Raw genomic sequence first — 24,947 nt, 5'->3', positions numbered from 1 at the left:
AAGGCTGCAACCTGTTAATTCAGTGTGCAGCCTTTATTTTATTATTTGATTCTGTATAATTCAAGAGCTTTCAATATCCATTTCCATGTATACTCGACAGAAGAAATTTCCATTCTTTCTTCGGGAGTATGTGCTCCGTATATGTTAGGCCCGATAGATATAACATCAAGGTCAGAAATTTTACCTGCGAAAATTCCGCATTCAAGACCAGCATGTATTGCTTTTATTTTAGGAGTTTTTTCAAAAATATTCTCATGTGCTTTTACAAAAAGCTCCCGTAATTTAGAATCTTCTCTGTATTCCCATGAAGAATAAGAAGAATCTACGGTAAAACCGGCATTATATAATTCTGAAATATCTTTCAGCTTATTTTCAAGCTCACGAAGTGCTGAGTTTACTGAGCTTCTTAATAGCAGCTGGATAGACGAAACAGTATCACGAGTTCTTAAAACACCCATGCTTAATGAAGTCTCGACCAATCCTTCTATATGTTCGCTGTTAGCAATAACACCGCTTGGAATTTCACATAAAAGATTAATCAGATTAATGCTGTCTTCTTCAGACAGAGGTTTTTTATCAGCAGCAGTACTCTCTTTTATTTCCATTGCAAGATTTTGTTCTGTTTTGGAGTATGTAGTTTTCATCTCTTCAAAGAAAATTTTACTTTCCTTTATAAAATTATCAAGCTCTGTCAAAGAGATATTCACAACAGCAAAAGCTTCTCTGGGGATAGCATTTGTTTTATCTCCGCCTTTTATATCACAGAGCTGGAATTTAAACTTTTTCGCCAGCTCGGATAAAATAAAAGATAATATTTTGATGGAATTTCCAAGCCCTTTATCAATATCCGAACCAGAATGGCCGCCGTTCAGTCCTTTTATTTCAAGAAGAATATTTTTAGAATCAGGCAGCTCAGAAACACGTGTGAAATTAAAATCTATCTGTACTCTGGAACCGCCGGCACTGCTGACATATATCTCGCCTTCTTCTTCAGTATCTATATTAAGCATTGTTTTTCCTTTTAAAGCAGAAACATCCAGATTTTCTACCCCTGTCATTCCGGCTTCCTCATCAGCAGTAATAACAGCTTCAATCGGAGGGTGCACTAGCTCGTTGGAATCAAGAAGAGCAAGAATGATTGCCACTGCAATTCCGTTATCAGCTCCGAGAGTAGTACCGACAGCTTTCAAAAAACCATCTTTTACAGCCAGTTTAATACCCTCTGTTTCAAAATCAAATTTAGTATCACTGTTTTTTTCCCATACCATATCCATATGACCTTGCAAAATAAGAGGGGAATAATCTTCGTATCCTTTTGAACCTGCTTTTTTTATTACTACATTTAATGCAGAGTCCTGATAGACTTCCAGATTTCTGTCATTGGCAAATTTAACAAGCCAGTCGCTGATTTTCTTTTCTTTTTTTGAACCTCTGGGTATTTTGCTGATTTCTTCAAAAAAGTAAAAAACTTTTTGAGGTGCCAAGTCTTTGGTAATATTTTCCATATTTTCACTCCGATCTGTATTTATATAATTTGTTCAATTAGTTCTTCCAGTTCCTGCATTTCCTTTTGATTAAGATCATGTCCGGATTTTAGTTTTTTCAAAATCTGGCTCTCATGTCCCAGACTTGATCTTTCCAGTATTTTAATAATAAGCTTTTTATAAAATTCCATAAATATACTCCTCCTTTATTTAAATAAATCTTTGAAACTTAACTGTACATAATTCCTTTTGGCAATATGGCTGAGATGTACCCCTATCAGTCTGAACGAATCTTTTTTTGCAAGATCGGATAAAAGGGTAAGTGCTGTAGTGTATATAATATCACTGTTTCTTGTATATTCATTAAGTGTCTTTGATCTTGTAATTGTGGAAAAATCAGAATATCTGGCCTTTAATGTAACTGTCTTAATATAAATATTATCAAGCCTGAGCTTTTCTGTAAGCTTGTTAATCTGATGCAGAAGAGTATCATGGACAGTTTCTATATCATCAACAGTCCTGCTGTATGTTTCCTCCTGCCCGTAAGACTGCCTTTCGGAAATATAGTCAACCTCAGAATCATCAATACCTCTCACCAGCTCAAATATTCGTACGCCTTTATTAGTACCGAACATATCAATTAAATTATTTTTTGTCAGGTTAAAAATATCATTAACAGTATTAATCCCCATATTATTAAGCGGTTCCAGACTTTTTCTGCCGATTCCGGGAATAATGCTTACTGATTTATCCTTTACATAATTATGAAACTCTTCACGGGAAGAAATAATGAAGTAGCCGTTAGGTTTATTAGCATCGCTGGCAAGCTTGGCAGAAAGCTTATTGTAGCCTAAGCCCACTGAACATGTGAGTCTGGTATGCTTATAAAGAGAATTCTTGAATTTTTCAATAAAACTTTCAGGAGTATATTTCTTCATATATTCTGTAATATCAACATATCCTTCATCAGAAGAAATAAATTCACACTTATATGTAAGAGACTGAATAAGATCTTGTATTTTTTTTCCTAGTTTTTTATAATAATCAATTCTTACAGGAAGAAGAATTAATTCCGGACATAGTTTTTTTGCCGTAACAGACGGCATGGCGGAGCGGACACCGTATTTTCTTGCTTCATAGCTGGCAGTAGTAATGACGCCCCTGCCTACAGCAATAGCTTTTCCTTTTAATTTAGGATTATCCCTCTGCTCTATAGAAGCATAAAAGGCATCCATATCATAATGTAATATACAACGTTTCATAATAACACCGTTCAAAATTCATTCCTTATTTATTATATTATGGCTGCGGATTAAATAATCCGATATCGAAAATATAAAATGTACAACCAGCCAGTGTATTATATATATTATCATGTTTGAAAAGTAATGGCAATAAAATGAAGATACTTAAAAAAGAATTTTATAAAGTATTATAAAGTAAGATGAGATAATAAAATAATAAATTAATTATGATTGAAAACAGGTAAAAAAAACACAGGATTTTCAAGGATAAATAAAAAACCTAAAGCCATTAAAGCAGTAAAATCAATGGTAAAAATAAAAAAAAAGAAAAAAGGGAAAAAAAGCATTGACAAAAAAGGAAGTATTTGATAGTATATATCTTGTCGACGGAAAAAGAAGCCGACAAAAGGACAATGAAAATAGAAGAAGAAGCAAACGCCAAGAAAGAAAAGATTAAGGTAGTGGAAATAAATATTGAATGAAGAGTTTGATCCTGGCTCAGGATGAACGCTGACAGAATGCTTAACACATGCAAGTCGATGAGAAGACTCCCTTCGGGGAGAGGGTATCATGGCGGACGGGTGAGTAACGCGTAAAGAACTTGCCATATGGACAGGGATAACCGATGGAAACGACGGATAAGACCTGATATAATGAATTAATGGCATCATTGATTCATGAAAAGCAATGCCATATGAGAGCTTTGCGTCCTATTAGCTAGTTGGTAGTGTAACGGACAACCAAGGCGATGATAGGTAGCCGGCCTGAGAGGGTGGACGGCCACAAGGGGACTGAGATACGGCCCTTACTCTTACGGGAGGCAGCAGTGGGGAATATTGGACAATGGAGGTAACTCTGATCCAGCAATTCTGTGTGCACGACGAAGGTCTTCGGATTGTAAAGTGCTTTAAGTTGGGAAGAAAAAAATGACGGTACCAACAGAATAAGCGACGGCTAAATACGTGCCAGCAGCCGCGGTAATACGTATGTCGCAAGCGTTATCCGGAATTATTGGGCATAAAGGGCATCTAGGCGGGGTTTCAAGTCGACGGTGAAAACTAGTGGCTCAACCATTAGCTTGCCGACGAAACTGAAATTCTAGAGTATTGGAAAGGTGGGCGGAACTACATGAGTAGAGGTGAAATTCGTAGATATATGTAGGAATGCCGATGACGAAGGTAGCTCACTGGACAAAAACTGACGCTGAAGTGCGAAAGCTAGGGGAGCAAACAGGATTAGATACCCTGGTAGTCCTAGCTGTAAACGATGTTCACTGGGTGTGGGCGAGTAGATCGTCTGTGCCGAAGCAAATGCGATAAGTGAACCGCCTGGGGAGTACGGCCGCAAGGCTGAAACTCAAAGGAATTGACGGGGACCCGCACAAGCGGTGGAGCATGTGGTTTAATTCGACGCAACGCGAGGAACCTTACCAGATCTTGACATCTCCGGAATTAGGTAGAGATACTTAAGTGCCTTCGGGAACCGGAAGACAGGTGGTGCATGGCTGTCGACAGCTCGTGTCGTGAGATGTTGGGTTAAGTCCCGCAACGAGCGCAACCCCTATCGTTAGTTACTAACATTAAGTTGAGGACTTTAGCGAGACTGCCTGCGAAGAGCAGGAGGAAGGTGGGGATGACGTCAAGTCATCATGCCCCTTATGATCTGGGCTACACACGTGCTACAATGGACAGTACAAAGAGAAGCAAAATGGTGACATGGAGCAAATCAAGAAATCTGTTCTCAGTTCGGATTGAAGTCTGCAACTCGACTTCATGAAGTTGGAATCGCTAGTAATCGCGGATCAGCAATGCCGCGGTGAATACGTTCTCGGGTCTTGTACACACCGCCCGTCACACCACGAGAGTTTGTTGCACCTGAAATTGCTGGCCTAACCCGTAAGGGAAGGAAGTACTGAAGGTGTGGTAAGCGATTGGGGTGAAGTCGTAACAAGGTATCCGTACCGGAAGGTGCGGATGGATCACCTCCTTTCTAAGGAGAAATAAGATGGCAGCTTCTTCTTTTATTTTGATTGTTTTTTATAGACAATTGAAAAAAATGATATGGGCGTGTAGCTCAGGTGGTTAGAGCACTGTGCTGATAACGCAGGGGTCACTGGTTCGAGTCCAGTCATGCCCACCATATCGAAAATGTTTTTTTGGGGATATAGCTCAGATGGGAGAGCGCTGCCCTTGCAAGGCAGAGGTCAGCGGTTCGACTCCGCTTATCTCCACCAAAAGTATAAAAAAGTAATAATTGGACAATGAGAAATGAATAGTAGGTAGAAAGAAAGAAAGTAAAAAAGAGGTTATCGAAAGAAAAGCGCTAAGGGCACACGGAGGATGCCTAGGCAACAAGAGCCGATGAAGGACGTGATAAGCTGCGAAAAGCTTAGGGGAGCTGCAAAGAAGCTTTGATCCTAAGATGTCCGAATGGGAGAACCTAAATACCTGGAGGGTATTTACGAAAGAGGTAAGCGGGTGAACTGAAACATCTAAGTAACCCGAGGAAGAGAAAGTAAAAACGATTCTCTGAGTAGCGGCGAGCGAAAGGGGAAGAGCCTAAACCACATAAGTGTATAAGCGAGCAGCGTTGCTTGTGTGGGGTAGTGGGAGTTTAATGACGGATAGCTCTGAAGTCAATATATACGAAATAGAATTAGAATGTATCTGGGAAGGTAAACCATAGAAGGTGAAAGTCCTGTATGAGTAATATTGAGTGTATATATTAAATATCCCGAGTAGCATCGAGCACGAGGAATTCGGTGTGAATCAGCGAGGACCATATCTCGTAAGGCTAAATACTCTTGTTGACCGATAGAGGAGAGTACCGTGAGGGAAAGGTGAAAAGAACCCTGTGTAAGGGAGTGAAATAGAACCTGAAACCGTGTGCTTACAAACGGTAGGAGCCCTTCGGGGTGACTGCGTGGATTTTGGTTAATCATCCTGCGAGTTATGATATGTGGCAAGGTTAAGGAAGCGGAGCCGAAGGGAAACCGAGTCTTAATAGGGCGATAGTCGCATGTTATAGACGCGAAACCTAGTGATCTAGGCCTGTCCAGGTTGAAGCTAAGGTAAGACTTAGTGGAGGACCGAACTCACCATCGTTGAAATGCTGGGAGATGAGATAGGTTTAGGGGTGAAAAGCCAATCGAACTAGGAGATAGCTCGTTCTCTCCGAAATGCATTTAGGTGCAGCCTTAACAAAGAACTATGGGGGTAGAGCACTGTATGGCCTAGGGGGCGTATAGCTTACTGAAGTCAAGCAAACTGCGAATACTATAGTTTAATTGTTAGGAGTGAGTCTGTGGGTGACAAGGTCCGCAGACGAGAGGGAAACAGCCCAGACCACCAGCTAAGGTCCCTAATTATGTCTAAGTGGGGAAGGAGGTGGACATTCAGAAACAACCAGGAGGTTGGCTTAGAAGCAGCCATACCTTTAAAGAGTGCGTAATAGCTCACTGGTCGAGAGTGTCTGCGCCGAAGATGTAACGGGGCTAAGACATAAACCGAAGCTGTGGAAACTAACGTAAGTTAGTTTGGTAGGAGAGCGTTCTGTAGGCCGAAGAAGGTGTGCTGTAAGGCATGCTGGAGGTATCAGAAGTGAGAATGCAGGAATGAGTAGCGAGAAAGAGGGTGAGAATCCCTCTGGCCGGAAGTCCAAGGTTTCCAAAGGAAGGTTTGTCCGCTTTGGGGGAGTCGGGACCTAAGTTGAGGCTGAAAAGCGTAGGCGAATGGAAAATAGGTTAATATTCCTATACCACTGTTATTTGTTTGAGAGATGGAGTGACGCAGAAAGGTATGTAAGCATACTGACGGAATAGTATGTCGAAGAGAGTAGCATGATTAGGTAGGTAAATCCGCCTGATTAAATGTGAGACTTGATAGGGAGCTTCTAAGGAAGCGAAGTTACAAATCCTATGCTGCCGAGAAAAACTTCTATTTAGAATAATAGTGCCCGTACTGTAAACCGACACAGGTGGACTGTGTGAGAAACATAAGGCCGACAAGATAACTCTAGCTAAGGAACTCTGCAAAATGGCCCCGTAACTTCGGGAGAAGGGGTACCTATGTTATGTGAAGGAAGAAACGTCCGGAGCAGAAGTAGGTCGCAGTGAAGAGTCCCAAGCAACTGTTTACCAAAAACACAGGTCTATGCTAAGCTGAAAGGCGACGTATATGGGCTGACACCTGCCCAGTGCTGGAAGGTTAAGAGGAGGATTGAGAGATTCGAATTGAAGCCCCAGTGAACGGCGGCCGTAACTATAACGGTCCTAAGGTAGCGAAATTCCTTGTCGGGTAAGTTCCGACCTGCACGAATGGTGAAATGATTTGGGAGCTGTCTTGGCTGGAGACTTGGTGAAGTTGTAATGGCGGTGAAGATACCGACTACCTGCAGTAGGACGGAAAGACCCCGTGGAGCTTTACTGTAGCTTGGCATTGGGTTTTGGCAATGTGTGTATAGGATAGTTGGGAGACGTTGAATTTATGGCGCTAGCTGTAAAGGAGTCACTGGTGGAATACCAACCATATATTGTCGGAATTCTAATCATGGGTTTGTAACCTGTGAGACAGTGCTAGGTGGGCAGTTTGACTGGGGCGGTCGCCTCCTAAAGAGTAACGGAGGCGTTCAAAGGTTCCCTCAGGTTGGATGGAAATCAACCGAAGAGTGCAAAGGCATAAGGGAGCTTGACTGCGAGACTGACGGGTCGAGCAGGCGCGAAAGCGGGACTTAGTGATCCGGCGGTACCGAATGGAAGGGCCGTCGCTCAACGGATAAAAGCTACCCCGGGGATAACAGGCTGATACTTCCCAAGAGTCCATATCGACGGAAGTGTTTGGCACCTCGATGTCGGCTCGTCTCATCCTGGGGCTGGAGAAGGTCCCAAGGGTTGGGCTGTTCGCCCATTAAAGAGGCACGCGAGCTGGGTTCAGAACGTCGTGAGACAGTTCGGTCCCTATCCACTGCAGGCGTAAGAATATTGAGAAGATCTGTCCTTAGTACGAGAGGACCGGGATGGACAAACCTCTGATGAATCAGTTGTCACGCCAGTGGCACAGCTGGGTAGTCACGTTTGGAAGGGATAATCGCTGAAAGCATCTAAGTGAGAAGCCCACTTCAAGATGAGTATTCTACCTTTATGGTTAAGTCACCTTCGAGACTAGGAGGTTGATAGGCTGGAGGTGTAAGTATAGTGATATATTTAGCTGACCAGTACTAATATGACGAAGCTTTTTAAAAAATATATACCGTTTTTACTGATGGATATCTATCCTACTATTTATTTCTCATTGTCTTTTTAAGACAATCCTTGCTTGGTGAACATAGCGACAGAGGTACACCCAGATACATTTCGAACCTGGTAGTTAAGCCTGTTTGCGCCGACAATACTTAGATTTACTTCTAGGGAATATAGGTCTTCGCCAAGCTTTTTTTTTGCCTGTTTTTCAGGCTCTTTTTTTATTTTTTCTATTTTCGAGGTATAATAATTTAGAATGGTATTTATATGCGTTATCTATCATTTAAAAATATGACAGCAGGTGGAGATATGAATTTTGAGATAATTAAAGTATTTAGCAATAATGTTGTACTATGTGAGGATAAAAGAAAAAATACAGAAATCATTGCTGTGGGATGCGGTATTGGCTTTAAAGCCAAGGCTGGTACTTTTATTTCAGACAGTGCAATAGAAAAACTATATGGTGAACTTTCTGAAGAAGATAAAAAGTATTTATCTGATATTATGAGCAATACTGATTCGGAAATTTTGGATATAGTAGAGGATGCTCTGAAAATAATAGATAAGGAATTAAAAGAAAAGCTCAGCATTTATTTTCATCTTACTATGCTAAGCCACTTATCATTTGCAATAGAAAGAAGCAAATACGGGACTATTATAAGAAATCCGTTTTTAGAAGAGCTCAGGGTTTTGTATCCTCAGGAATACAGAATAGCTGAGAAATTTATAGCAGAAGTAAATAAGCATCTTGAATATAAGCTGGAAATTGATGAAGTAGGATTTATAACTATGCATATACACGCTGCACTGAGAGGGGTTAAGGTATCAGAGACTTCAGAGCAGCTTACACTTACATATGAACTGGTAAAGGTAATAGAGAACGAACTCGGACATAAAATAGACAGGGAGAGTTATGACTTTATACGCCTTCTTACACATTTGAAATTTGCAGTAAACCGTGTGAAAAATAATATAAAGATAGAAAATATTCTTCTTCCTGAAATAAAGAAAAAACTGAAACTATATTATAAAATTTCTCAGAAAGTAGCTAAATTTGCAGAAAAAAACTATAATATTCTGTTTAATGAAGATGAAGTAGGGTATATAACTATTCATTTGGCTAAAATAAAATCTAAAGACTTAGATATTTTTTAGTTTATGATCTTGACATTTGAAAAAATCGAGATATAATATAATAATTAAATATAGCGTGTAACTGGTTAAGCAGGCAATAGCTGAAATTCTTTATACATATGTATAGGGATTTTGGTTATTGCCTGTTTTTTTATATTTATTAATTTTCGGGAGGTCAAAAATGAAAAAGCTTATTATTAATGCAGATGATTTCGGATATTCCAGAGCCGTAACATACGGTATTCTGGACTCTTATAAGACCGGAATCCTCACATCCACTACAATGATGATGAATACTGAAGCTACTGAGCATGCTGTAGAAGCAGCAAAAGAAAATCCGGGACTGGGAATAGGTGTACATCTGGTTCTTACATTTGGAAAGCCGTTACTGGATACTCATAAAACTATTGTTGATAAAGAAGGAAATTTCAAAAAACTTTCTATTTATGAAAGCGGCGATTTTAAAATAGATTTAGATGAGGTCTATAAAGAATGGAAGGCACAGATAGAAAAATTTTTATCTTACGGACTGATACCTACGCATTTAGACAGTCATCATCATATTAACAGCTTTGGTGAGCTTTATAAGGTATATTTAAGGTTAGCAGATGAATATAATCTTCCTGTGCGAAATAACTTTCCCAATTTAAAGCATATAGACAATAAAGCAAAAACTACCGACTTATTTCATCTTGAATATAAAGAGGCACTTGAAAATATTGAAAGTATTTCAGAAATATTTAAAGTATATGATTCTGTGGAAGTAATGACACATCCAAGTTATCTTGACAAATTTATTATGGAAAATTCTTCCTTTAATCTGCCGCGTCTGGAAGAAACAGCATTTCTAACTGATAAAAAGAGGACAAAGAGCTTTAGGAACAGCGAATTATTTGAACTTGTAACATTTAGAGAACTATAAAATATTTCGGGAGGATAGATAATGAATTTTAAATTTTTTCTGCAAAAATTAGGAAAATCAGTTTTATTTCCTATTGCTGCTCTGCCTGTAGCAGGGCTTTTAATAAGATTCGGAGCGGATGATATGCTGAATATACCTTTGCTGGGAGCGGCAGGTACTATTTTTGCAAATATGGATATGCTCTTCGCACTGAGTATAGTAATAGGCTTTTCCAAGTCTAAAGATAAGGCTATTCCCGCAATAACCGGCTTTTTGTCATTGATAGTTTTGAAAGAAGGAATGAAGATAATGAATCCGGCCCTGAGTATGGGCGTATTCGGAGGAATTGTAGCAGGATTAATTGCTGCCGCGGTTTATAATAAATTTAAAGAAACAAAACTGCCCAGTGTTCTGACATTTTTCGGAGGAGAGAAGACGCCTATAAGTGTTATAATTCCTGTTATGATTCTAACGTCAGGTATATTCGGCATTATATGGCCGTTTATGCAGAGCGGTATTGATAAATTTGCACACGGACTGGTGAAGCTCGGAGCAGCAGGAGTATTTCTGTTCGGCTTTCTGAACAGACTGCTGATACCTTTCGGACTTCATCATGTTCTTAATTCGTATATATATTTTGCACTGGGAGAATATCAGACACCAAAAGGAGAAATAGTAAGCGGTGAAATTCCAAGATTCATAGCAGGTGACCCGACTTCCGGATCTTTTCTTGTCGGATTTTTCGTAATAATGATGTTTGGAATACCGGCTATAGGACTTGCAATAACAAGAGCAGCCAGAAAAGATAAAAAGAAAGAAGTGGAAGGACTTATGACATCAGGGGCTATTACTTCAATAATTACAGGGATTACTGAGCCGGTAGAGTTTTCGTTTCTGTTTGCCTCTCCGCTGCTGTATTTTATACATTGTATATATACAGGACTGTCTTTTGCAATAATGTATTTTTTACAGGTAAGGCTGGGCTTTTCCTTCGGGACCGGAGTTGTAGATTTTATCCTCAATTTTACCAAAGGAAATAAGACATGGATGATAATACCCGTGGGAATATTCTTTTTTATACTCTATTACTTTACTTTTTATATATTGATTACAAAATTAAACATAAAAGTAGTGGGGAGGGAAGATGAGACATTTTATGGGGATGAAGCGGAAGAGGAGGAAAATGATCTCTCACTGTCACACAAAAATTATGAATATATGGCAAAAAAAATAATAGAATACATTGGGGGGAAGGAAAATATAATATCATTGCAAAATTGTGTAACAAGGCTGAGAATAGAGCTGCATGACAGTGATCTTGTGGATATAAGCAGGCTTAAACAGACCGGGGCACATGCAGTAATCAAAAATGACAAGCATAATGTACAGGTAGTGATAGGACCGGAGGTTACAAATGTCATTATATATATGAAAAGGATAACAGGAGAATAAAATGTTCATTAAATGACACTGATTTTCTGGTATTTCCCGACAACAAAAGTTTTTTTATGCAGATTGACTTTAATGACAAAAAAAAGTTATGATATAGCTGTATGGTCAGGTGAAAATAAATTAGTTTTATACTGTTATAATAAAAAAAATACTGATGCAGACTGGAAATTTTTGATTTGTCAGAAAAGGAGATAACATGGAAAAAATATTTATAGCCGGGGAAATTCCCGCAGTAGGGTATGAGGCCTTAAAAGAATATGAGCTTGATGTTTATAAAGGAGAGAAACTAATAGGAGAAGAAGAACTGCTTATAAGAAGCAGGGATGCGGATGCTATTCTAAGTCTTTTATCTACTCCGGTTAATAAAAAGATAATAGACGGTGCGGAAAAAATAAAAATAGTAGCTAATTTTGGTGCCGGATTTGATAATGTAGATTATGAATATGCTGCACAAAAAGGAATTCCTGTCACTAATACACCGTTTGTATCAACAGAAGCTACTGCAGAGCTGACTATGGGACTTTTGCTGGCAGTATCAAGAAGGATTGCTGAAGGGGATGAATTATGCAGAACTGCAGGATTTAACGGATGGGCGCCTTTATTTTTTCTGGGCAGAGAAGTACACGGGAAAACACTTGGTATAATAGGATTTGGGAATATAGGCCGTTCTGTAGCAGAAAAGGCAAAAGGTTTTGGTCTGAATATCTTGTATTATGATGTAAAAAAACAAGATGAAAATACTGAAAAAAAGCTTGGTGCAAAATATTCGGATTTTGAAACACTTTTGAAAAAATCGGATTTTATAACAATAAACAGTGCATATACTCCGACACTAAAACATATGATTGATGAAAGAGAATTCGGACTTATGAAAAAGACGGCGTATCTGATAAATTGTGCCAGAGGCCCTATTGTAAATGAAAAATCATTGGTAAAAGCCCTGAGGGAAAAAGAAATAGAAGGTGCTGCACTTGATGTCTATGAATTTGAACCTAATATAAGTGATGAGCTGAAAAATATGAAAAATGTGGTACTTACTCCTCATATAGGAAATGCTACCATAGAAACCAGAGATCAGATGGCATTGTGTGCTGCAAAAAATATAATACAGGTACTAAAGGGAGAAAGTCCTTATTCACCCATAAATAAATATAAATAAAATATCTGATATAAAAACAGCATAAAGGCTTTAAAACCAGTACTTGATAAAATAAGGCAAATAAAAAATCTGCCAAAAAAGCAAAGAGCTAAATATTTTCTTTGCTTTTTTTATAAAAAAGTTGTATACTGATAACAGTTTGTTGAAAAAACTGCGGAAATAAATGATTCTGTAAAAACATCACAGGAGTAATGAAAACTCCTTGACATTATGCAAAATTTATGATAGAATCTTTAGGCTAGTTTATTCTGGTAGACCAATTTATTATTGGGAGGGATAGAAGTATGAGAGTACAAGTTATCCTGGAATGTACGGAAACTAAGTTGAGACACTATGTGACTACTAAAAATAAGAAGACACATCCTGAGAGAATCGAACTTAGAAAGTACAATCCAGTATTAAGAAAATACACTCTGTATAGAGAAGTAAAATAATGAAACCTAGGTCAGTGGCTCAATTGGTAGAGCATCGGTCTCCAAAACCGAGGGTTGGGGGTTCGAGCCCCTCCTGACCTGCCATTTTAATTAGGAGTGAAAAACTTATGTTGAAAGAAATAATAGATGAATATAAAAAAGTATATTGGCCAAGTAAACAAGAGGTACTCCATGTTACTGTGATTGTTTTATTAATAACTATATTTATTTCTCTGTATGTAGTTGCATTTGATCTTAGCTTTAACAGAGTATTATCTCTACTAATAACTTTTTTAAGAGGTAAATAGGAGGATAATTATGACGTTAGATGGCGATAATTTAGAGAAAAAATGGTATATAATACATACATATTCAGGTTATGAGAAGAAAGTAAAAGCTGATCTTGAGAAACGTGTAGTAACACTGAATCTTACAGACAGAGTTTTCAGAATACTTGTTCCTGAAGAGGAGATAATGGAAGAAAAAAGAGGGAAAATGGTTAAGGTTCCCAGAAAGTTATTTCCCGGATATGTAATGGTAGAAATGCTGTCTAAGAAAGAAGAGAACGACTTAGGTCTGGGCTACAGGGTAGACAGTGATGCCTGGTATGTAATAAGAAATACCAATGGTGTTACCGGATTCGTAGGAGTAGGTAGTGATCCTATACCATTAGCAGATGATGAAGCAAAAAGTCTTCTAAGTAAAATCGGATTAGACGAAAGCGCAAGCGCTCCAAAAGCAAGACTGGATCTTGAAGTAGGAGAAAAAGTAATAGTAAAGAACGGTGCATTTGAAAATCAGGAAGCTGAGATAGCTGAAGTAGACCATGAACATGGAAGAGTAAAAGTTATGGTAGAGGTTTTCGGAAGAATGACACCAGTAGAACTGGAATATCACGAAGTTCGTAAAATATAAACGTATAGATATTTAAGTGGGAGAGAGATCATTTACCACAAAGGAGGAAAATTTAAGATGGCAAAAGAAGTAATTGGAAAAATAAAATTACAATTAGACGCTGGAAAGGCAAATCCGTCTCCACCGGTAGGACCTGCTTTAGGACAACACGGTGTTAATATAATGGATTTCTGTAAAGCATTCAATGCTCAGACTCAAGATAAGATGGGATTTGTAATTCCTGTGGAGATTTCTGTTTATGCAGACAGAAGCTTTACTTTTATATTAAAAACTCCACCTGCATCTGACTTATTGAAAAAAGCCGCTAAAGTAAACAAGGGGGCTGCAAACTCAGTAAAAGATGTTGCTGGAACTATATCAAAAGCTCAGCTTAAAGAAATTGCAGAAACAAAAATGCCTGACTTAAATGCTGGAAGTGTTGAAGCTGCAATGAACATAATCGCAGGAACAGCAAGAAGCATGGGAATAAAAGTAAGCGAATAACCATATATTTTAGTGGAAGGGATAACCCAATGACCACAAAGGAGGAAAATTCATAATGGCAAAAAAAGGGAAAAGATACCAAGAAATTGCTAAAAAAGTAGATAAAATGAAATTATATACACCTGAAGAAGCTTTGGACTTAGTATTTGATACTAAAAGTGCGAAATTTACAGAAACTGTAGAATTAGCATTTAGATTAGGAGTAGATCCAAGACATGCTGATCAGCAGGTTAGAGGTACTGTAGTATTACCGCATGGTACAGGGAAGAATGTAAGAATTCTTGTTATTACTTCAGGAGACAAAATTGACGAGGCATTAAAAGCCGGAGCAGAATATGCAGGTGATGATGAATATATCAGTAAAATACAAGGTGGATGGCTGGATTTTGATTTAGTAATAGCGACACCGGATATGATGCCTAAATTAGGAAAGTTAGGAAAATTATTAGGAACTAAAGGTTTAATGCCTAATCCGAAATCAGGAACAGTAACAACAGATGTTGCTAAAACTGTAGATGAGTTCAAAAAAGGTAAATTAGCTTTCAAAGTAGATAAATTAGGTTCAATTCATGTACCAATAGGAAAAGTTGATTTTGATAAAGAAAAAATCACAGAAAATTTTAAAACTGTTGTTGATCAGATTATAAAGCTGAAACCTGATACATCAAAAGGACAGTATTTAAGAACTGTAGCAATATCATTAACAATGGGTCCTGGTATCAAAATAGATCCGTTATTGGTAAATTCATACGTTTCAAAGTAATTTTGAATATATATTTTTAAAAAATTTTAAGCCAAAGACAGTAGGTTGGAGTAATCCGGTAAATCCTACCGAGGTTAATTAAGCATAGAGCTATGTTTTCCTCTGAGTTATTGTCTTTGCAAATCAGAGGTTTTTTATATAGAGGAGGTGAAAAAATGCCAGCACAATCAAAAGTAGACAAAGTAAGTATACTTAAAGATAAAATCAAAGAAGCAAAAGCTGTGGTATTTGTAGACTATAAAGGAATTACAGTAAATGAAGATACTGAATTAAGAAGAAAAGCCAGAGAGGCAGGAATCGAATATCTAGTAGCTAAAAATAGATTATTTAAAATTGCTTTGAAAGAAGCAGGAATAGATGCTGATTTTGATGACGTTTTAGAAGGAACTACTTCATTTGCATTAGGTTTTGAGGATGGAGTTGCACCGTCAAAGTTAGTTTACGACTTCTCTAAAACTGTAAAAGATAAATTCTTAATAAAAGCAGGATATGTTGACGGAGGAAGAGTAGAGACAGCTACAATAGAAGCTTTAGCGAAATTACCTTCAAGAGAAGAATTACTTGGTCAGATAGCATACGGATTGTTATCACCAGTAAGAATGCTAGCAGTAGCTATGACTAATGTTACTGAACAAAAAGAGTCAGGAGCAGAAGCGCCAGCAGCTGTAAGCGAAGTTAAGGAAGAAGTAGCAGCAGAAGCTACAGAAGCAAACTAATAAAAAAAATATTTTAGGAGGAAAAAATGGCATTTAATAAAGACCAATTTATAGAAGATTTAAAAAACATGACAGTTTTAGAATTAAAAGAAGTAGTTGAAGCTATAGAAGAAACTTTTGGAGTATCAGCTCAGCCAGTAGCTGTAGCAGCAGGTGCCGGAGCAGGTGCAGCAGCAGTTGAAGAGAAATCTGAATTTGATGTAATCTTAACAGGATTCGGAGAAAAGAAAACAGCTGTAATCAAAGAAGTAAGAACTATAACTGGTTTAGGACTGAAAGAAGCTAAGGACTTAGTTGAAGCAGGCGGAAAAGCAGTTAAAGAAGGAGCTTCTAAAGATGAAGCTGAAAAAATCAAAGCACAATTGGAAGCAGCTGGAGCAACTGTAGAATTAAAATAAGTACAAGACAAAATAATAAGGAGACACTCTAAATTTCAGGGTGTCTTTTTCCACTATTTATATATAGAGAGTAGTTAAACCCCGTCATTACTGGGTTTTTGAATAGTTATAGGTAACTATAAGGAGGAATAATTAATGAGCAGACTTATTAAAAGATTTAGTTTTGGAAAAATTGTTGACAGAGGAGAAATGCCTCACTTTTTGGAGTTTCAGTTAAATTCATATGAAGACTTCATACAGGCAGGAATCCCGCCGCAAAAAAGAGAAAACCAAGGTTTAGAAAATATTTTTCAGGAAATTTTTCCAATAGAATCGAGTAATGGTCAACTTAAATTAGAGTATATATGGTATGAGATTCATGAAAATGATAAACCGCTTAATGATGAATTGGAATGTAAAAAAAGAAGAAAAACGTATGCCGGTCAGCTAAAAGTAAGATTACGTTTAATAAATCTGAAGACAGAAGAAATTCAGGAAACTTTGGTATATTTTGGAGAAATTCCGTTAATGACTGATAAAGCCACGTTTATAATAAACGGAGCAGAAAGGGTCGTAGTATCTCAGCTGCACAGATCGCCAGGTGTTACATTTAATAAAGAGTTGAGCATACAAACTGGAAAAGATATATTTATTGGGAAAATAATCCCGTATAAAGGGACTTGGCTGGAATTTGAAACTGACAAGAATGATATATTAAATGTGAAAATAGACAGAAGAAAGAAAGTTTTATCAACTATATTCTTAAAGTCAGTTGACTTTTTCACGAATAACAGGGAGATAATGGATCAGTTTTTTGAATCAAAAGAACTGGAGCTAAATAAACTATATGAAAAATACAAAGGTGATGATTTACAGGAAGTAATAAAAAACAGACTGGAAGGAAGCTTTAACAAAGAAGACATTCTTGACGAGAAAACAGGAGAATTCGTTCTGGAATCAGAAGAATTAATTGATGAGATCGGAATAGAAAAATTAATTGAGAATAAAGTTGAAAAAATTTATTACTGGGAAGTAAAGCCGGAAGACAGAATTATTGCGAATTCACTAATTCATGACCATACTAAGACATCTGACGAAGCGGTCGTAGAAGTTTTTAAGAAACTGAGACCCGGGGATCTGGTTACAGTAGACAGTGCAAGATCACTCTTAAAACAGATGTTCTTTAATCCTCAGAGATACGATCTTGCTAATGTAGGAAGATACAAAATAAATAAAAGGCTGAAGCTTGATCTTCCGGAAAATGAGATCACACTGACTAAAGAAGATGTTATGCAGACTATTAACTATGTCAGAAACCTTTATAATGACGACGGATATACTGATGATATAGATAATCTGTCAAACAGAAGGGTAAGAGGAGTAGGAGAATTACTGGCCATTCAGGTAAAAGGCGGAATGATGAAAATGGCTAAGATGGTTAAAGAGAAAATGACAATACAGGACATTACTACTCTGACACCGCAGAGTCTTTTGAATACGAAGCCTCTGAATGCTTTGATTCTGGAGTTCTTTGGAAGCGGACAGCTTTCTCAGTTTATGGATCAGTCGAATCCTCTTGCAGAATTAACTCACAAAAGAAGAATATCAGCATTGGGACCAGGTGGACTTTCCAGAGAAAGAGCAGGATTCGAGGTGCGTGATGTACATAACTCGCATTATGGAAGAATCTGTCCTATAGAAACGCCGGAAGGACCAAATATCGGACTGATAGGTTCATTAGCAACTTATGGGAAGGTTAATAAATATGGCTTTATAGAAACACCATTTGCAAAAGTGGAAAATGGTAAGGCACTTCTTGATAAAGTAAACTATCTTGGTGCAGATGAAGAAGAAGGATTATTTATAGCCCAGGCAGATACACCTGTCGATGAAAAAGGAAATATCCTTGTAGAAGAGGTAGTCTGCAGATATGGTGAAGAAATAGTTCATATTGTAAAAGAGAAGGTTCATTATCTGGATGTCTCGCCTAAACAGGTAGTATCAGTTTCAGCAGGATTAATTCCGTTTCTGGAACACGATGATGCCAACAGAGCACTAATGGGATCGAATATGCAGCGTCAGGCGGTACCATTATTAAGAACAGAGGCTCCTTATGTAGGGACAGGACTAGAAAGAAAAGTGGCAGTAGACTCAGGAGCAGTAATGACATCAAAAGCAAATGGAAGAGTAACTTCTGTGGATGCAAAACAAATTATAGTAACAGATGAAAATAATAAGGAACACGTTCATAGATTATTAAACTTTGAAAGATCAAACCAAGCAATGTGTTTACACCAAAAGCCTATTATAAACCTTGATGATGAAGTAAAAAGAGGAGATATAATTGCTGACGGACCATCAACTGCAGGTGGAGATCTTGCACTTGGAAGAAATATACTTCTGGCTTTCATGCCTTGGGAAGGGTATAATTTTGAGGATGCGATTTTGATATCTGAAAGACTTAGAAAAGATGATGTATTTACTTCAATTCATATAGAAGAATTTGATATAGAAGCAAGAACTACAAAGCTGGGAGATGAAGAAATAACAAGAGAAATCCCGAATGTTTCTGAGGAAACACTTAAAAACCTTGATGAAAGTGGTATTATAAGAATAGGTGCACAAGTGAATCCGGGAGATATTCTTGTAGGGAAAGTAACACCAAAAGGTGAAACAGAACCGCCGGCAGAGGAAAAATTATTAAGAGCTATATTTGGAGAAAAGGCTAAGGATGTAAGAGATACATCGTTAAGACTTCCGCACGGGACAAAAGGTACAGTAGTAGATGTTCTTGTACTGACTAAAGATGACGGAGATGATTTAAAAGCCGGAGTAAACAAAGTAGTAAGAGTTTATATAGCTGAAAAAAGAAAAATAACTGTCGGGGATAAAATGTCAGGAAGACATGGAAATAAAGGTGTTGTTTCTAGAATACTTCCTGTGGAGGATATGCCTCACCTTGAAGACGGGACGCCGATTGATGTGGCAGTTAATCCGTTAGGGGTACCATCACGTATGAATATCGGACAGGTATTGGAGGTCCATTTGGGTCTGGCAATCGGAAATATTGATCAGTATATAGCCACACCTGTTTTTGACGGTGCCAGTGAAAATGACGTAAAAGATTATCTGGAAAAAGTAGGATTTGAAAGAAACGGAAAAGTAAAACTGATAGACGGAAGAACAGGGGAGCCATTTGATAATCCTGTTACTGTAGGAAGAATGTACATGTTAAAGCTGCATCACCTTGTAGAAGATAAAATGCATGCAAGAGCAATAGGACCATACTCGCTGGTAACACAGCAGCCTCTCGGAGGAAAAGCACAATTCGGTGGGCAAAGACTTGGAGAGATGGAAGTTTGGGCTCTGGAAGCATATGGAGCATCCAATATCCTTCAGGAAATGTTAACGGTAAAATCTGATGATATAAGTGGTAGAACAAAAACTTATGAAGCAATAGTAAAAGGTCAGGGAATGCCTGAAGCCGATGCACCGGAATCATTTAAAGTTTTAATAAAAGAGTTTCAATCATTAGGATTAGACATAAATTTATTTGATAAAGATGGTCAAGTGATAGAATTAGATAAAAATAATGAAAATTAAACTTATGGATTGAGGAGGCTCTTGTTAATGAGTATAAGAGATTTTGATAGTATACAGATAAAGCTTGCTTCACCGGATAAGATCAGAGAATGGTCTTATGGTGAGGTGAAGAAGGCTGAAACAATAAACTACAGGACATTGAAGCCTGAAATGGACGGTTTATTCTGTGAGAGAATATTCGGTCCTGCGAAGGATTTTGAATGTGCCTGCGGTAAGTACAAGCGTATGAGATACAAAGGAATAAAATGTGAAAAGTGCGGGGTTGAAGTAACTACTTCAAAAGTAAGACGTGAAAGAATGGGACATATAGATTTGGCAGCTCCTGTAGCACATATATGGTATTCAAAAGGAACGCCTAATAAAATGAGTCTTCTTTTGGGACTTAGTACTAAAGAACTAGAATCAGTATTATATTTTGCAAGATATGTAGTAACTGAACCTGGAGAAACTAATCTTGAAAAAGGCGTAATACTTACAGACAGAGAGTACAGACTTTATAAAAGCCAGTTTGGTGAAAAGTTTGAAGCTAAAATGGGTGCAGAAGGAATAATAAAGCTGCTGGAAGAAATAGATCTTGCACGGCTTGAAGAGGAACTGAAAAATGAACTTGAAGTTTCACAGTCAAGCCAGAAGAGAAAAAAGGTAGTAAAAAGACTAAAAATAGTAAGAGATTTCATTATGTCCGAAAACAGACCAGAATGGATGATACTTACAGTATTACCTGTAATTCCTGCTGATATAAGACCTATGGTACAGCTTGACGGCGGAAGATTCGCAACAAGTGATCTTAATGATCTTTACAGAAGAGTAATAAACAGAAATACAAGATTAAAAAAATTAATATCAATAAATGCTCCAGAAATAGTAATAAAAAATGAAAAAAGAATGCTTCAGGAAGCTGTAGATGCCTTAATAGATAACGGAAGAAGAGGAAAGCCGGTAGTTACTCAGAATAACAGAGAGCTGAAATCTCTTTCAGATATGCTTAAAGGTAAAAACGGAAGATTCAGACAGAACCTTCTTGGTAAACGGGTAGATTACTCAGGAAGATCAGTTATTGTCGTTGGTCCTAATCTGAAAATATATCAGTGTGGACTTCCAAAAAAGATGGCTCTTGAGCTTTATAAGCCATTTTTGATGAGAGAACTGGTAAAAAGAGAAATAGCCTCTAATATAAAAATAGCTAAAAAAATGGTAGAAGAAGAAGATGACTATGTATGGGAATTAATAGAAGAAATCATCAAAAACCATCCGGTTCTTTTAAACAGAGCCCCTACACTGCACAGACTGTCAATACAGGCATTTCAGCCGACATTGATAGAGGGGAAGGCAATAAGACTTCACCCGCTGGTATGTTCTGCATTTAATGCGGATTTTGACGGTGACCAAATGGCAGTACACTTAGTGTTATCTCCTGAGGCCCAGATGGAAGCAAGACTTCTTATGCTGGCTACAAATAACATTATTGCTCCTTCAAGCGGTAAGCCTATAGCAGTACCTTCACAGGATATGGTTATGGGATGCTACTATATGACAAAAGAAAGAAGAGGAGAAAAAGGGGAAGGAAAATTATTCTCAAATAAGAACCAGCTGATAACTGCATACCAGAATAAACAGGTAGGGACACATGCGCTGGTAAAAGTCAGAATAGACGGTGAAATGATAGAAACAACACCGGGAAGACTTTTATTTAATACAATGCTGCCAAAAGAAGTAAGAGAGTATGATAAAACATTTGGAAAAGGTGCTCTTGGAAAGCTGATAGCAGAATTATATGAATTATACGGATTTGAAAGAACTTCTGACTTAATTGACAAAATTAAGAATTTTGGATTCCATTATGCAACATCTGCAGGAATAACAGTAGGAATAGAAGATCTTGAAATACCTGAAACAAAAAAATCTATTTTGGAAAATGCCGAAAAAGAAGTAGCAGATGTAGAAGAGCAGTATAAAAACGGAACTATTATAGATGAGGAAAGATATAGAAAGACTGTAGCAATATGGTCAAGAGCAGTAGATGACGTAACTAAGGAAATGATGGATAATCTTGATGAATTTAACCCGGTTTATATGATGGCAAACTCTGGTGCCAGAGGTAGTATAGCACAGATGAGACAGCTTGGAGGAATGCGTGGACTAATGGCAGATACACAGGGAAGAATCATGGAGGTACCTATTAAGGCAAACTTTAGAGAAGGTCTGAATATACTGGAATTCTTTATGTCATCACACGGTGCCAGAAAAGGTCTGGCGGATACTGCATTAAGAACTGCCGAATCAGGATATTTGACAAGAAGACTTGTTGATATTTCACATGATGTTATTATAAATGAACATGATTGTAATACACTTGAAGGAATTATAGTTTCGGATCTGGTTGACGGCGGTAATGTCATAGAAAAACTTGATGAGAGAATCTATGGAAGAACTCTTGCAGAAGATATAGTTCATGAAGGTGAAATAATTGCCGAAAGAAATGAGTTAATCGGTAAAGAGCTGATTAAAAAAATAAGTGAATTTGGAATAAAAGCCGTGAAAATCAGAACACCACTTACATGTGCACTGGAAAAAGGAGTATGTCAAAAGTGTTACGGACTGGATCTGTCAAACCATAAAGAAATACTTAAAGGTGAGGCAGTGGGAGTTATCGCAGCTCAGTCAATAGGTGAGCCGGGAACACAGCTGACAATGAGAACTTTCCATACAGGAGGGGTGGCACAGGCAGCAGCTGTACAAACGAATATAAAGACGGATGAAGCAGGTAAAGTTAAATTTAAAGATTTGAAAATACTGGAAAATGAAGCAGGAGAGGAAATTGTTGTTTCACAGAATTCAAAAATAGTAATAGATAAGCAAAAGTATGAAATTCCGTCAGGATCTTTATTAAAGGTAAAAGATGGGGAAAAGGTAGAAAAAGGTCAGGTACTTGTGGAATTTGATCCATATCATATACCGATAATAAGTAATGAGCCAGGAAAAGTAGAATTTAGAGATCTTTATGTAAGAGAAAATATTGATCACAAGTATAATGTTACTGAAAGAATGGCTATAAAACCAGTGGAAAGCGGAGATGTTAACCCGAGAATAATTATTTATGAAAAAGGAAAGAAAGTAGATGAATACAGTATTCCTTACGGTGCATATCTAATGGTAAGAGAAGGGGACAAAGTAAAGAAAGGGCAGATTATTTCAAAAATAATCAAGTCCGGAGAAGGAACGAAGGATATTACCAGCGGTCTTCCAAGGGTTCAGGAGCTGTTTGAGGCAAGAAATCCTAAAGGGAAAGCTGTTTTGTCAGAGATAGCAGGGCGTGTACTTATATCTGATAAAAAGAAAAAAGGTATGAGACTTATACTGATAGTAAGTCCGGATACAGGAAAAACAATAAAAGAATATACAGTACCAATAGGGGAGCATTTGGTTGTAACTAATGAAATGCTTATAGATAAAGGGACAAAACTGACAGACGGACCGGTTTCACCGCATGATATACTGAAAATAAAAGGTCTGATAGAAGCACAGCAGTTTATACTGGAATCAGTACAGCAAGTGTACAGAGAACAGGGAGTTTCAGTAAATGACAAGCATATAGAAATAATAGTAAAACAGATGTTCCAAAAGGTAAAAATCAAGGATTCCGGAGATTCTTTATATCTGGAAGATGAATTAGTGGATAAAAAAATTGTGGACAAAGAAAATAATGAGCTTATCAAGGAAGACAAGAAAATAGCTACATACGAGCCTGTTATTCAAGGGATTACAAAAGCCGCAGTAAATACAGAAAGCTTTATTTCCGCTTCATCGTTCCAGGAAACAACAAAAGTTCTTGCCAATGCTGCAATAGAAGGTAAAGTAGACAGACTGGAAGGATTAAAAGAAAACGTAATAATCGGTAAGAAAATTCCAGGTGGTACAGGGTTTAAAGAGTATAGAGATATGCTTTTAAAAGAACCGGTATCAGAAGAAAATAACAGTTAATATATAATTTGCGGGAAAGAGCGGATATATGCTCTTTCCCTGAATAATAAGCCATTGGAGGCATTATGAAACCTATAAATATAGGATTTAATAATATCGTAATAGACAGCCGAATAGTTGGGATTATCAGTCCGGATTCTGCTCCAAGCAAAAGATTAAGAGAAGAAGCAAAGGAAAGGGAAATGTTAATAGATGCTACTTCAGGAAGACGTACAAGGGCTATATTAATAATGGACAGCGGTCATATTATTTTGTCAGCCATTAATGTGGAGACATTACTCTTAAGGATAGAAAAAGGAGAATAAAATGAAGGGGAAACTAATAGTAGTATCAGGTCCAAGCGGAGCGGGTAAATCTACAGTTACAAAAATAGCGAGAGATAAATTACATATACCTTTAACAATATCAGCAACGACAAGAAAACCCAGACAGGACGAAACAGACGGAAAAGATTATTACTTTTTAACAGAAGAAGAATTTATGAAAAGAGTAAATAATGATGAGTTTTTTGAATGGGCAAAAGTTCATGATAATTATTACGGTACTTTGAAATCTGAAGTAGAAAAGAAAAGGGAAGAAGGAAATACAGTTTTGCTGGAGATAGATGTACAGGGCGGTTTGATAGTAAAGAAAAAGGATCCAAGTGCTGTATTAGTTTTTTTTAAAGCTCCTGATGATAAAGAGCTGGAAGGAAGGCTGAGAAATAGAGGCTCTGATTCTGAGGAAATAATAAGAAAAAGACTGGAAAATGCTCTAAAAGAAATGGAATATGAAAAGGAATATGATTATTCTATTATAAATATCAGTATAGACCAGTCATATCAGGAATTATCAGATATTATTAATCATTAGGAGGAAAAATGAAAAAAAGAAATATAACAGTGGATGAGTTATTAGGTAAAATCCCTAACAAATATGAACTTGCCATAGTAGCAGGAAAGGCCGCAAGAGAGCTATTTTTAAAAGGGGAAGAGAAATCAAAAATAATGGATGAAGTATTTGAAGAAATACTAGAGGAAAAGGTAAAAATATAAATTGTAAAATAATTTTAAAAATAGACTTGACTATTTAAAAATATAAAATATA

Annotated in this window: 20 protein-coding genes, 3 tRNA genes, 3 rRNA genes and 1 other annotated feature; of the genes, 23 read left to right on the top strand and 3 right to left on the bottom strand. The window is 37.3% G+C overall.

Going from position 1 to position 24,947, the window contains the following annotated elements; translation table 11 throughout:
* Positions 1 to 41: 41 nt before the first annotated feature.
* The 3 genes from STERM_RS14590 to dinB are packed head-to-tail and all read right to left on the bottom strand — an operon-like array spanning position 42 to position 2,746.
* Positions 42 to 1,505, bottom strand: a complete 1,464-nt coding sequence (locus STERM_RS14590) for an aminoacyl-histidine dipeptidase (protein ID WP_012862388.1) — start codon at positions 1,503 to 1,505, stop codon at positions 42 to 44.
* A gap of 20 nt (positions 1,506 to 1,525) precedes the next feature.
* Complete coding sequence (locus STERM_RS22285) at positions 1,526 to 1,675, bottom strand: hypothetical protein (RefSeq protein ID WP_012862387.1); 150 nt, start codon at positions 1,673 to 1,675, stop codon at positions 1,526 to 1,528.
* Positions 1,676 to 1,690: 15 nt separating this feature from the next.
* Entirely contained in the window at positions 1,691 to 2,746 is a 1,056-nt protein-coding gene (gene dinB, locus STERM_RS14585; RefSeq protein ID WP_041310037.1) for a DNA polymerase IV, read from the bottom strand.
* A gap of 213 nt (positions 2,747 to 2,959) precedes the next feature.
* Here dinB and STERM_RS22280 point away from each other — a divergent pair, with 213 nt between their 5' ends.
* The 23 genes from STERM_RS22280 (at position 2,960) to rpoZ (ending at position 24,895) form a co-directional block, all read left to right on the top strand.
* Positions 2,960 to 3,097, top strand: a complete 138-nt coding sequence (locus STERM_RS22280) for a hypothetical protein (RefSeq protein ID WP_169305414.1) — start codon at positions 2,960 to 2,962, stop codon at positions 3,095 to 3,097.
* Positions 3,098 to 3,203: 106 nt separating this feature from the next.
* Positions 3,204 to 4,717: ribosomal RNA gene (locus tag STERM_RS14580) — 16S ribosomal RNA — on the top strand.
* A gap of 73 nt (positions 4,718 to 4,790) precedes the next feature.
* A tRNA-Ile gene (locus tag STERM_RS14575) sits at positions 4,791 to 4,867 on the top strand.
* Positions 4,868 to 4,885: 18 nt separating this feature from the next.
* Positions 4,886 to 4,961 (top strand) — tRNA-Ala (locus STERM_RS14570).
* A gap of 79 nt (positions 4,962 to 5,040) precedes the next feature.
* Positions 5,041 to 7,966, top strand: a 23S ribosomal RNA gene (locus tag STERM_RS14565).
* A 73-nt stretch (positions 7,967 to 8,039) separates the two neighbouring features.
* Positions 8,040 to 8,154: ribosomal RNA gene (gene rrf / locus STERM_RS14560) — 5S ribosomal RNA — on the top strand.
* Together the 16S, 23S and 5S rRNA genes with 2 tRNA genes alongside form the textbook arrangement of a ribosomal RNA operon.
* Before the next feature lie 119 nt (positions 8,155 to 8,273).
* Positions 8,274 to 9,119, top strand: a complete 846-nt coding sequence (locus STERM_RS14555; RefSeq protein ID WP_012862385.1) for a PRD domain-containing protein — start codon at positions 8,274 to 8,276, stop codon at positions 9,117 to 9,119.
* Positions 9,120 to 9,279: 160 nt separating this feature from the next.
* Positions 9,280 to 10,020: a chitin disaccharide deacetylase gene (gene chbG, locus STERM_RS14550; protein ID WP_012862384.1), complete on the top strand. Its 741-nt coding sequence runs from the start codon at positions 9,280 to 9,282 to the stop codon at positions 10,018 to 10,020.
* A 21-nt stretch (positions 10,021 to 10,041) separates the two neighbouring features.
* Complete coding sequence (locus STERM_RS14545) at positions 10,042 to 11,451, top strand: PTS transporter subunit EIIC (RefSeq protein ID WP_012862383.1); 1,410 nt, start codon at positions 10,042 to 10,044, stop codon at positions 11,449 to 11,451.
* A gap of 196 nt (positions 11,452 to 11,647) precedes the next feature.
* Positions 11,648 to 12,610 (top strand): 2-hydroxyacid dehydrogenase family protein, encoded by a 963-nt coding sequence (locus STERM_RS14535; protein ID WP_012862382.1) that lies wholly within the window; start codon positions 11,648 to 11,650, stop codon positions 12,608 to 12,610.
* 284 nt (positions 12,611 to 12,894) lie between these two features.
* A complete protein-coding gene (gene rpmG, locus STERM_RS14530) occupies positions 12,895 to 13,044 on the top strand; it encodes a 50S ribosomal protein L33 (protein ID WP_012862381.1) in 150 nt (49 codons plus the stop codon).
* An 8-nt stretch (positions 13,045 to 13,052) separates the two neighbouring features.
* Positions 13,053 to 13,128: transfer RNA gene (locus tag STERM_RS14525), tRNA-Trp, on the top strand.
* Between the two features lie 23 nt (positions 13,129 to 13,151).
* Positions 13,152 to 13,331, top strand: a complete 180-nt coding sequence (gene secE / locus STERM_RS14520; protein ID WP_012862380.1) for a preprotein translocase subunit SecE — start codon at positions 13,152 to 13,154, stop codon at positions 13,329 to 13,331.
* A gap of 10 nt (positions 13,332 to 13,341) precedes the next feature.
* Positions 13,342 to 13,938 (top strand): transcription termination/antitermination protein NusG, encoded by a 597-nt coding sequence (gene nusG / locus STERM_RS14515; RefSeq protein ID WP_012862379.1) that lies wholly within the window; start codon positions 13,342 to 13,344, stop codon positions 13,936 to 13,938.
* A 57-nt stretch (positions 13,939 to 13,995) separates the two neighbouring features.
* A complete protein-coding gene (gene rplK, locus STERM_RS14510) occupies positions 13,996 to 14,421 on the top strand; it encodes a 50S ribosomal protein L11 (RefSeq protein ID WP_012862378.1) in 426 nt (141 codons plus the stop codon).
* Positions 14,422 to 14,476: 55 nt separating this feature from the next.
* Positions 14,477 to 15,184 (top strand): 50S ribosomal protein L1, encoded by a 708-nt coding sequence (gene rplA, locus STERM_RS14505; protein ID WP_012862377.1) that lies wholly within the window; start codon positions 14,477 to 14,479, stop codon positions 15,182 to 15,184.
* A gap of 13 nt (positions 15,185 to 15,197) precedes the next feature.
* Positions 15,198 to 15,329: a sequence feature (ribosomal protein L10 leader region), on the top strand.
* A 10-nt stretch (positions 15,330 to 15,339) separates the two neighbouring features.
* A complete protein-coding gene (rplJ, locus tag STERM_RS14500; protein WP_012862376.1) occupies positions 15,340 to 15,900 on the top strand; it encodes a 50S ribosomal protein L10 in 561 nt (186 codons plus the stop codon).
* Between the two features lie 26 nt (positions 15,901 to 15,926).
* Positions 15,927 to 16,298: a 50S ribosomal protein L7/L12 gene (gene rplL, locus STERM_RS14495; RefSeq protein WP_012862375.1), complete on the top strand. Its 372-nt coding sequence runs from the start codon at positions 15,927 to 15,929 to the stop codon at positions 16,296 to 16,298.
* A 135-nt stretch (positions 16,299 to 16,433) separates the two neighbouring features.
* Positions 16,434 to 19,880 carry a DNA-directed RNA polymerase subunit beta gene (rpoB, locus tag STERM_RS14490; protein ID WP_012862374.1) on the top strand — a complete coding sequence of 1,149 codons (3,447 nt, stop codon included), beginning with the start codon at positions 16,434 to 16,436 and terminating at the stop codon, positions 19,878 to 19,880.
* A gap of 27 nt (positions 19,881 to 19,907) precedes the next feature.
* A complete protein-coding gene (gene rpoC / locus STERM_RS14485; RefSeq protein ID WP_012862373.1) occupies positions 19,908 to 23,861 on the top strand; it encodes a DNA-directed RNA polymerase subunit beta' in 3,954 nt (1,317 codons plus the stop codon).
* 65 nt (positions 23,862 to 23,926) lie between these two features.
* Complete coding sequence (locus tag STERM_RS14480) at positions 23,927 to 24,166, top strand: extracellular matrix/biofilm biosynthesis regulator RemA family protein (protein WP_012862372.1); 240 nt, start codon at positions 23,927 to 23,929, stop codon at positions 24,164 to 24,166.
* Between the two features lies 1 nt (position 24,167).
* Positions 24,168 to 24,713 (top strand): guanylate kinase, encoded by a 546-nt coding sequence (gmk, locus tag STERM_RS14475; RefSeq protein ID WP_012862371.1) that lies wholly within the window; start codon positions 24,168 to 24,170, stop codon positions 24,711 to 24,713.
* An 8-nt stretch (positions 24,714 to 24,721) separates the two neighbouring features.
* A complete protein-coding gene (gene rpoZ, locus STERM_RS14470; RefSeq protein ID WP_012862370.1) occupies positions 24,722 to 24,895 on the top strand; it encodes a DNA-directed RNA polymerase subunit omega in 174 nt (57 codons plus the stop codon).
* The last annotated feature ends 52 nt before the right edge of the window (positions 24,896 to 24,947 follow it).

Source organism: Sebaldella termitidis ATCC 33386, from assembly GCF_000024405.1.
Lineage (GTDB): Bacteria > Fusobacteriota > Fusobacteriia > Fusobacteriales > Leptotrichiaceae > Sebaldella > Sebaldella termitidis.
This window is presented reverse-complemented; position numbering and strand designations above follow the sequence as displayed.

Coding starts and splice junctions, on each gene's coding strand:
- dinB (WP_041310037.1), bottom strand. CDS start 2,746: ATGAAACGTTGTATATTACATTATGATATGGATGCCTTTTATGCTTCT.
- rpoZ (WP_012862370.1), top strand. CDS start 24,722: ATGAAAAAAAGAAATATAACAGTGGATGAGTTATTAGGTAAAATCCCT.
- rpmG (WP_012862381.1), top strand. CDS start 12,895: ATGAGAGTACAAGTTATCCTGGAATGTACGGAAACTAAGTTGAGACAC.
- STERM_RS14545 (WP_012862383.1), top strand. CDS start 10,042: ATGAATTTTAAATTTTTTCTGCAAAAATTAGGAAAATCAGTTTTATTT.
- nusG (WP_012862379.1), top strand. CDS start 13,342: ATGACGTTAGATGGCGATAATTTAGAGAAAAAATGGTATATAATACAT.
- STERM_RS14535 (WP_012862382.1), top strand. CDS start 11,648: ATGGAAAAAATATTTATAGCCGGGGAAATTCCCGCAGTAGGGTATGAG.
- gmk (WP_012862371.1), top strand. CDS start 24,168: ATGAAGGGGAAACTAATAGTAGTATCAGGTCCAAGCGGAGCGGGTAAA.
- rpoC (WP_012862373.1), top strand. CDS start 19,908: ATGAGTATAAGAGATTTTGATAGTATACAGATAAAGCTTGCTTCACCG.
- rplJ (WP_012862376.1), top strand. CDS start 15,340: ATGCCAGCACAATCAAAAGTAGACAAAGTAAGTATACTTAAAGATAAA.
- rplK (WP_012862378.1), top strand. CDS start 13,996: ATGGCAAAAGAAGTAATTGGAAAAATAAAATTACAATTAGACGCTGGA.
- STERM_RS22285 (WP_012862387.1), bottom strand. CDS start 1,675: ATGGAATTTTATAAAAAGCTTATTATTAAAATACTGGAAAGATCAAGT.
- rpoB (WP_012862374.1), top strand. CDS start 16,434: ATGAGCAGACTTATTAAAAGATTTAGTTTTGGAAAAATTGTTGACAGA.
- STERM_RS14590 (WP_012862388.1), bottom strand. CDS start 1,505: ATGGAAAATATTACCAAAGACTTGGCACCTCAAAAAGTTTTTTACTTT.
- chbG (WP_012862384.1), top strand. CDS start 9,280: ATGAAAAAGCTTATTATTAATGCAGATGATTTCGGATATTCCAGAGCC.
- rplL (WP_012862375.1), top strand. CDS start 15,927: ATGGCATTTAATAAAGACCAATTTATAGAAGATTTAAAAAACATGACA.
- secE (WP_012862380.1), top strand. CDS start 13,152: ATGTTGAAAGAAATAATAGATGAATATAAAAAAGTATATTGGCCAAGT.
- rplA (WP_012862377.1), top strand. CDS start 14,477: ATGGCAAAAAAAGGGAAAAGATACCAAGAAATTGCTAAAAAAGTAGAT.
- STERM_RS14480 (WP_012862372.1), top strand. CDS start 23,927: ATGAAACCTATAAATATAGGATTTAATAATATCGTAATAGACAGCCGA.
- STERM_RS14555 (WP_012862385.1), top strand. CDS start 8,274: ATGAATTTTGAGATAATTAAAGTATTTAGCAATAATGTTGTACTATGT.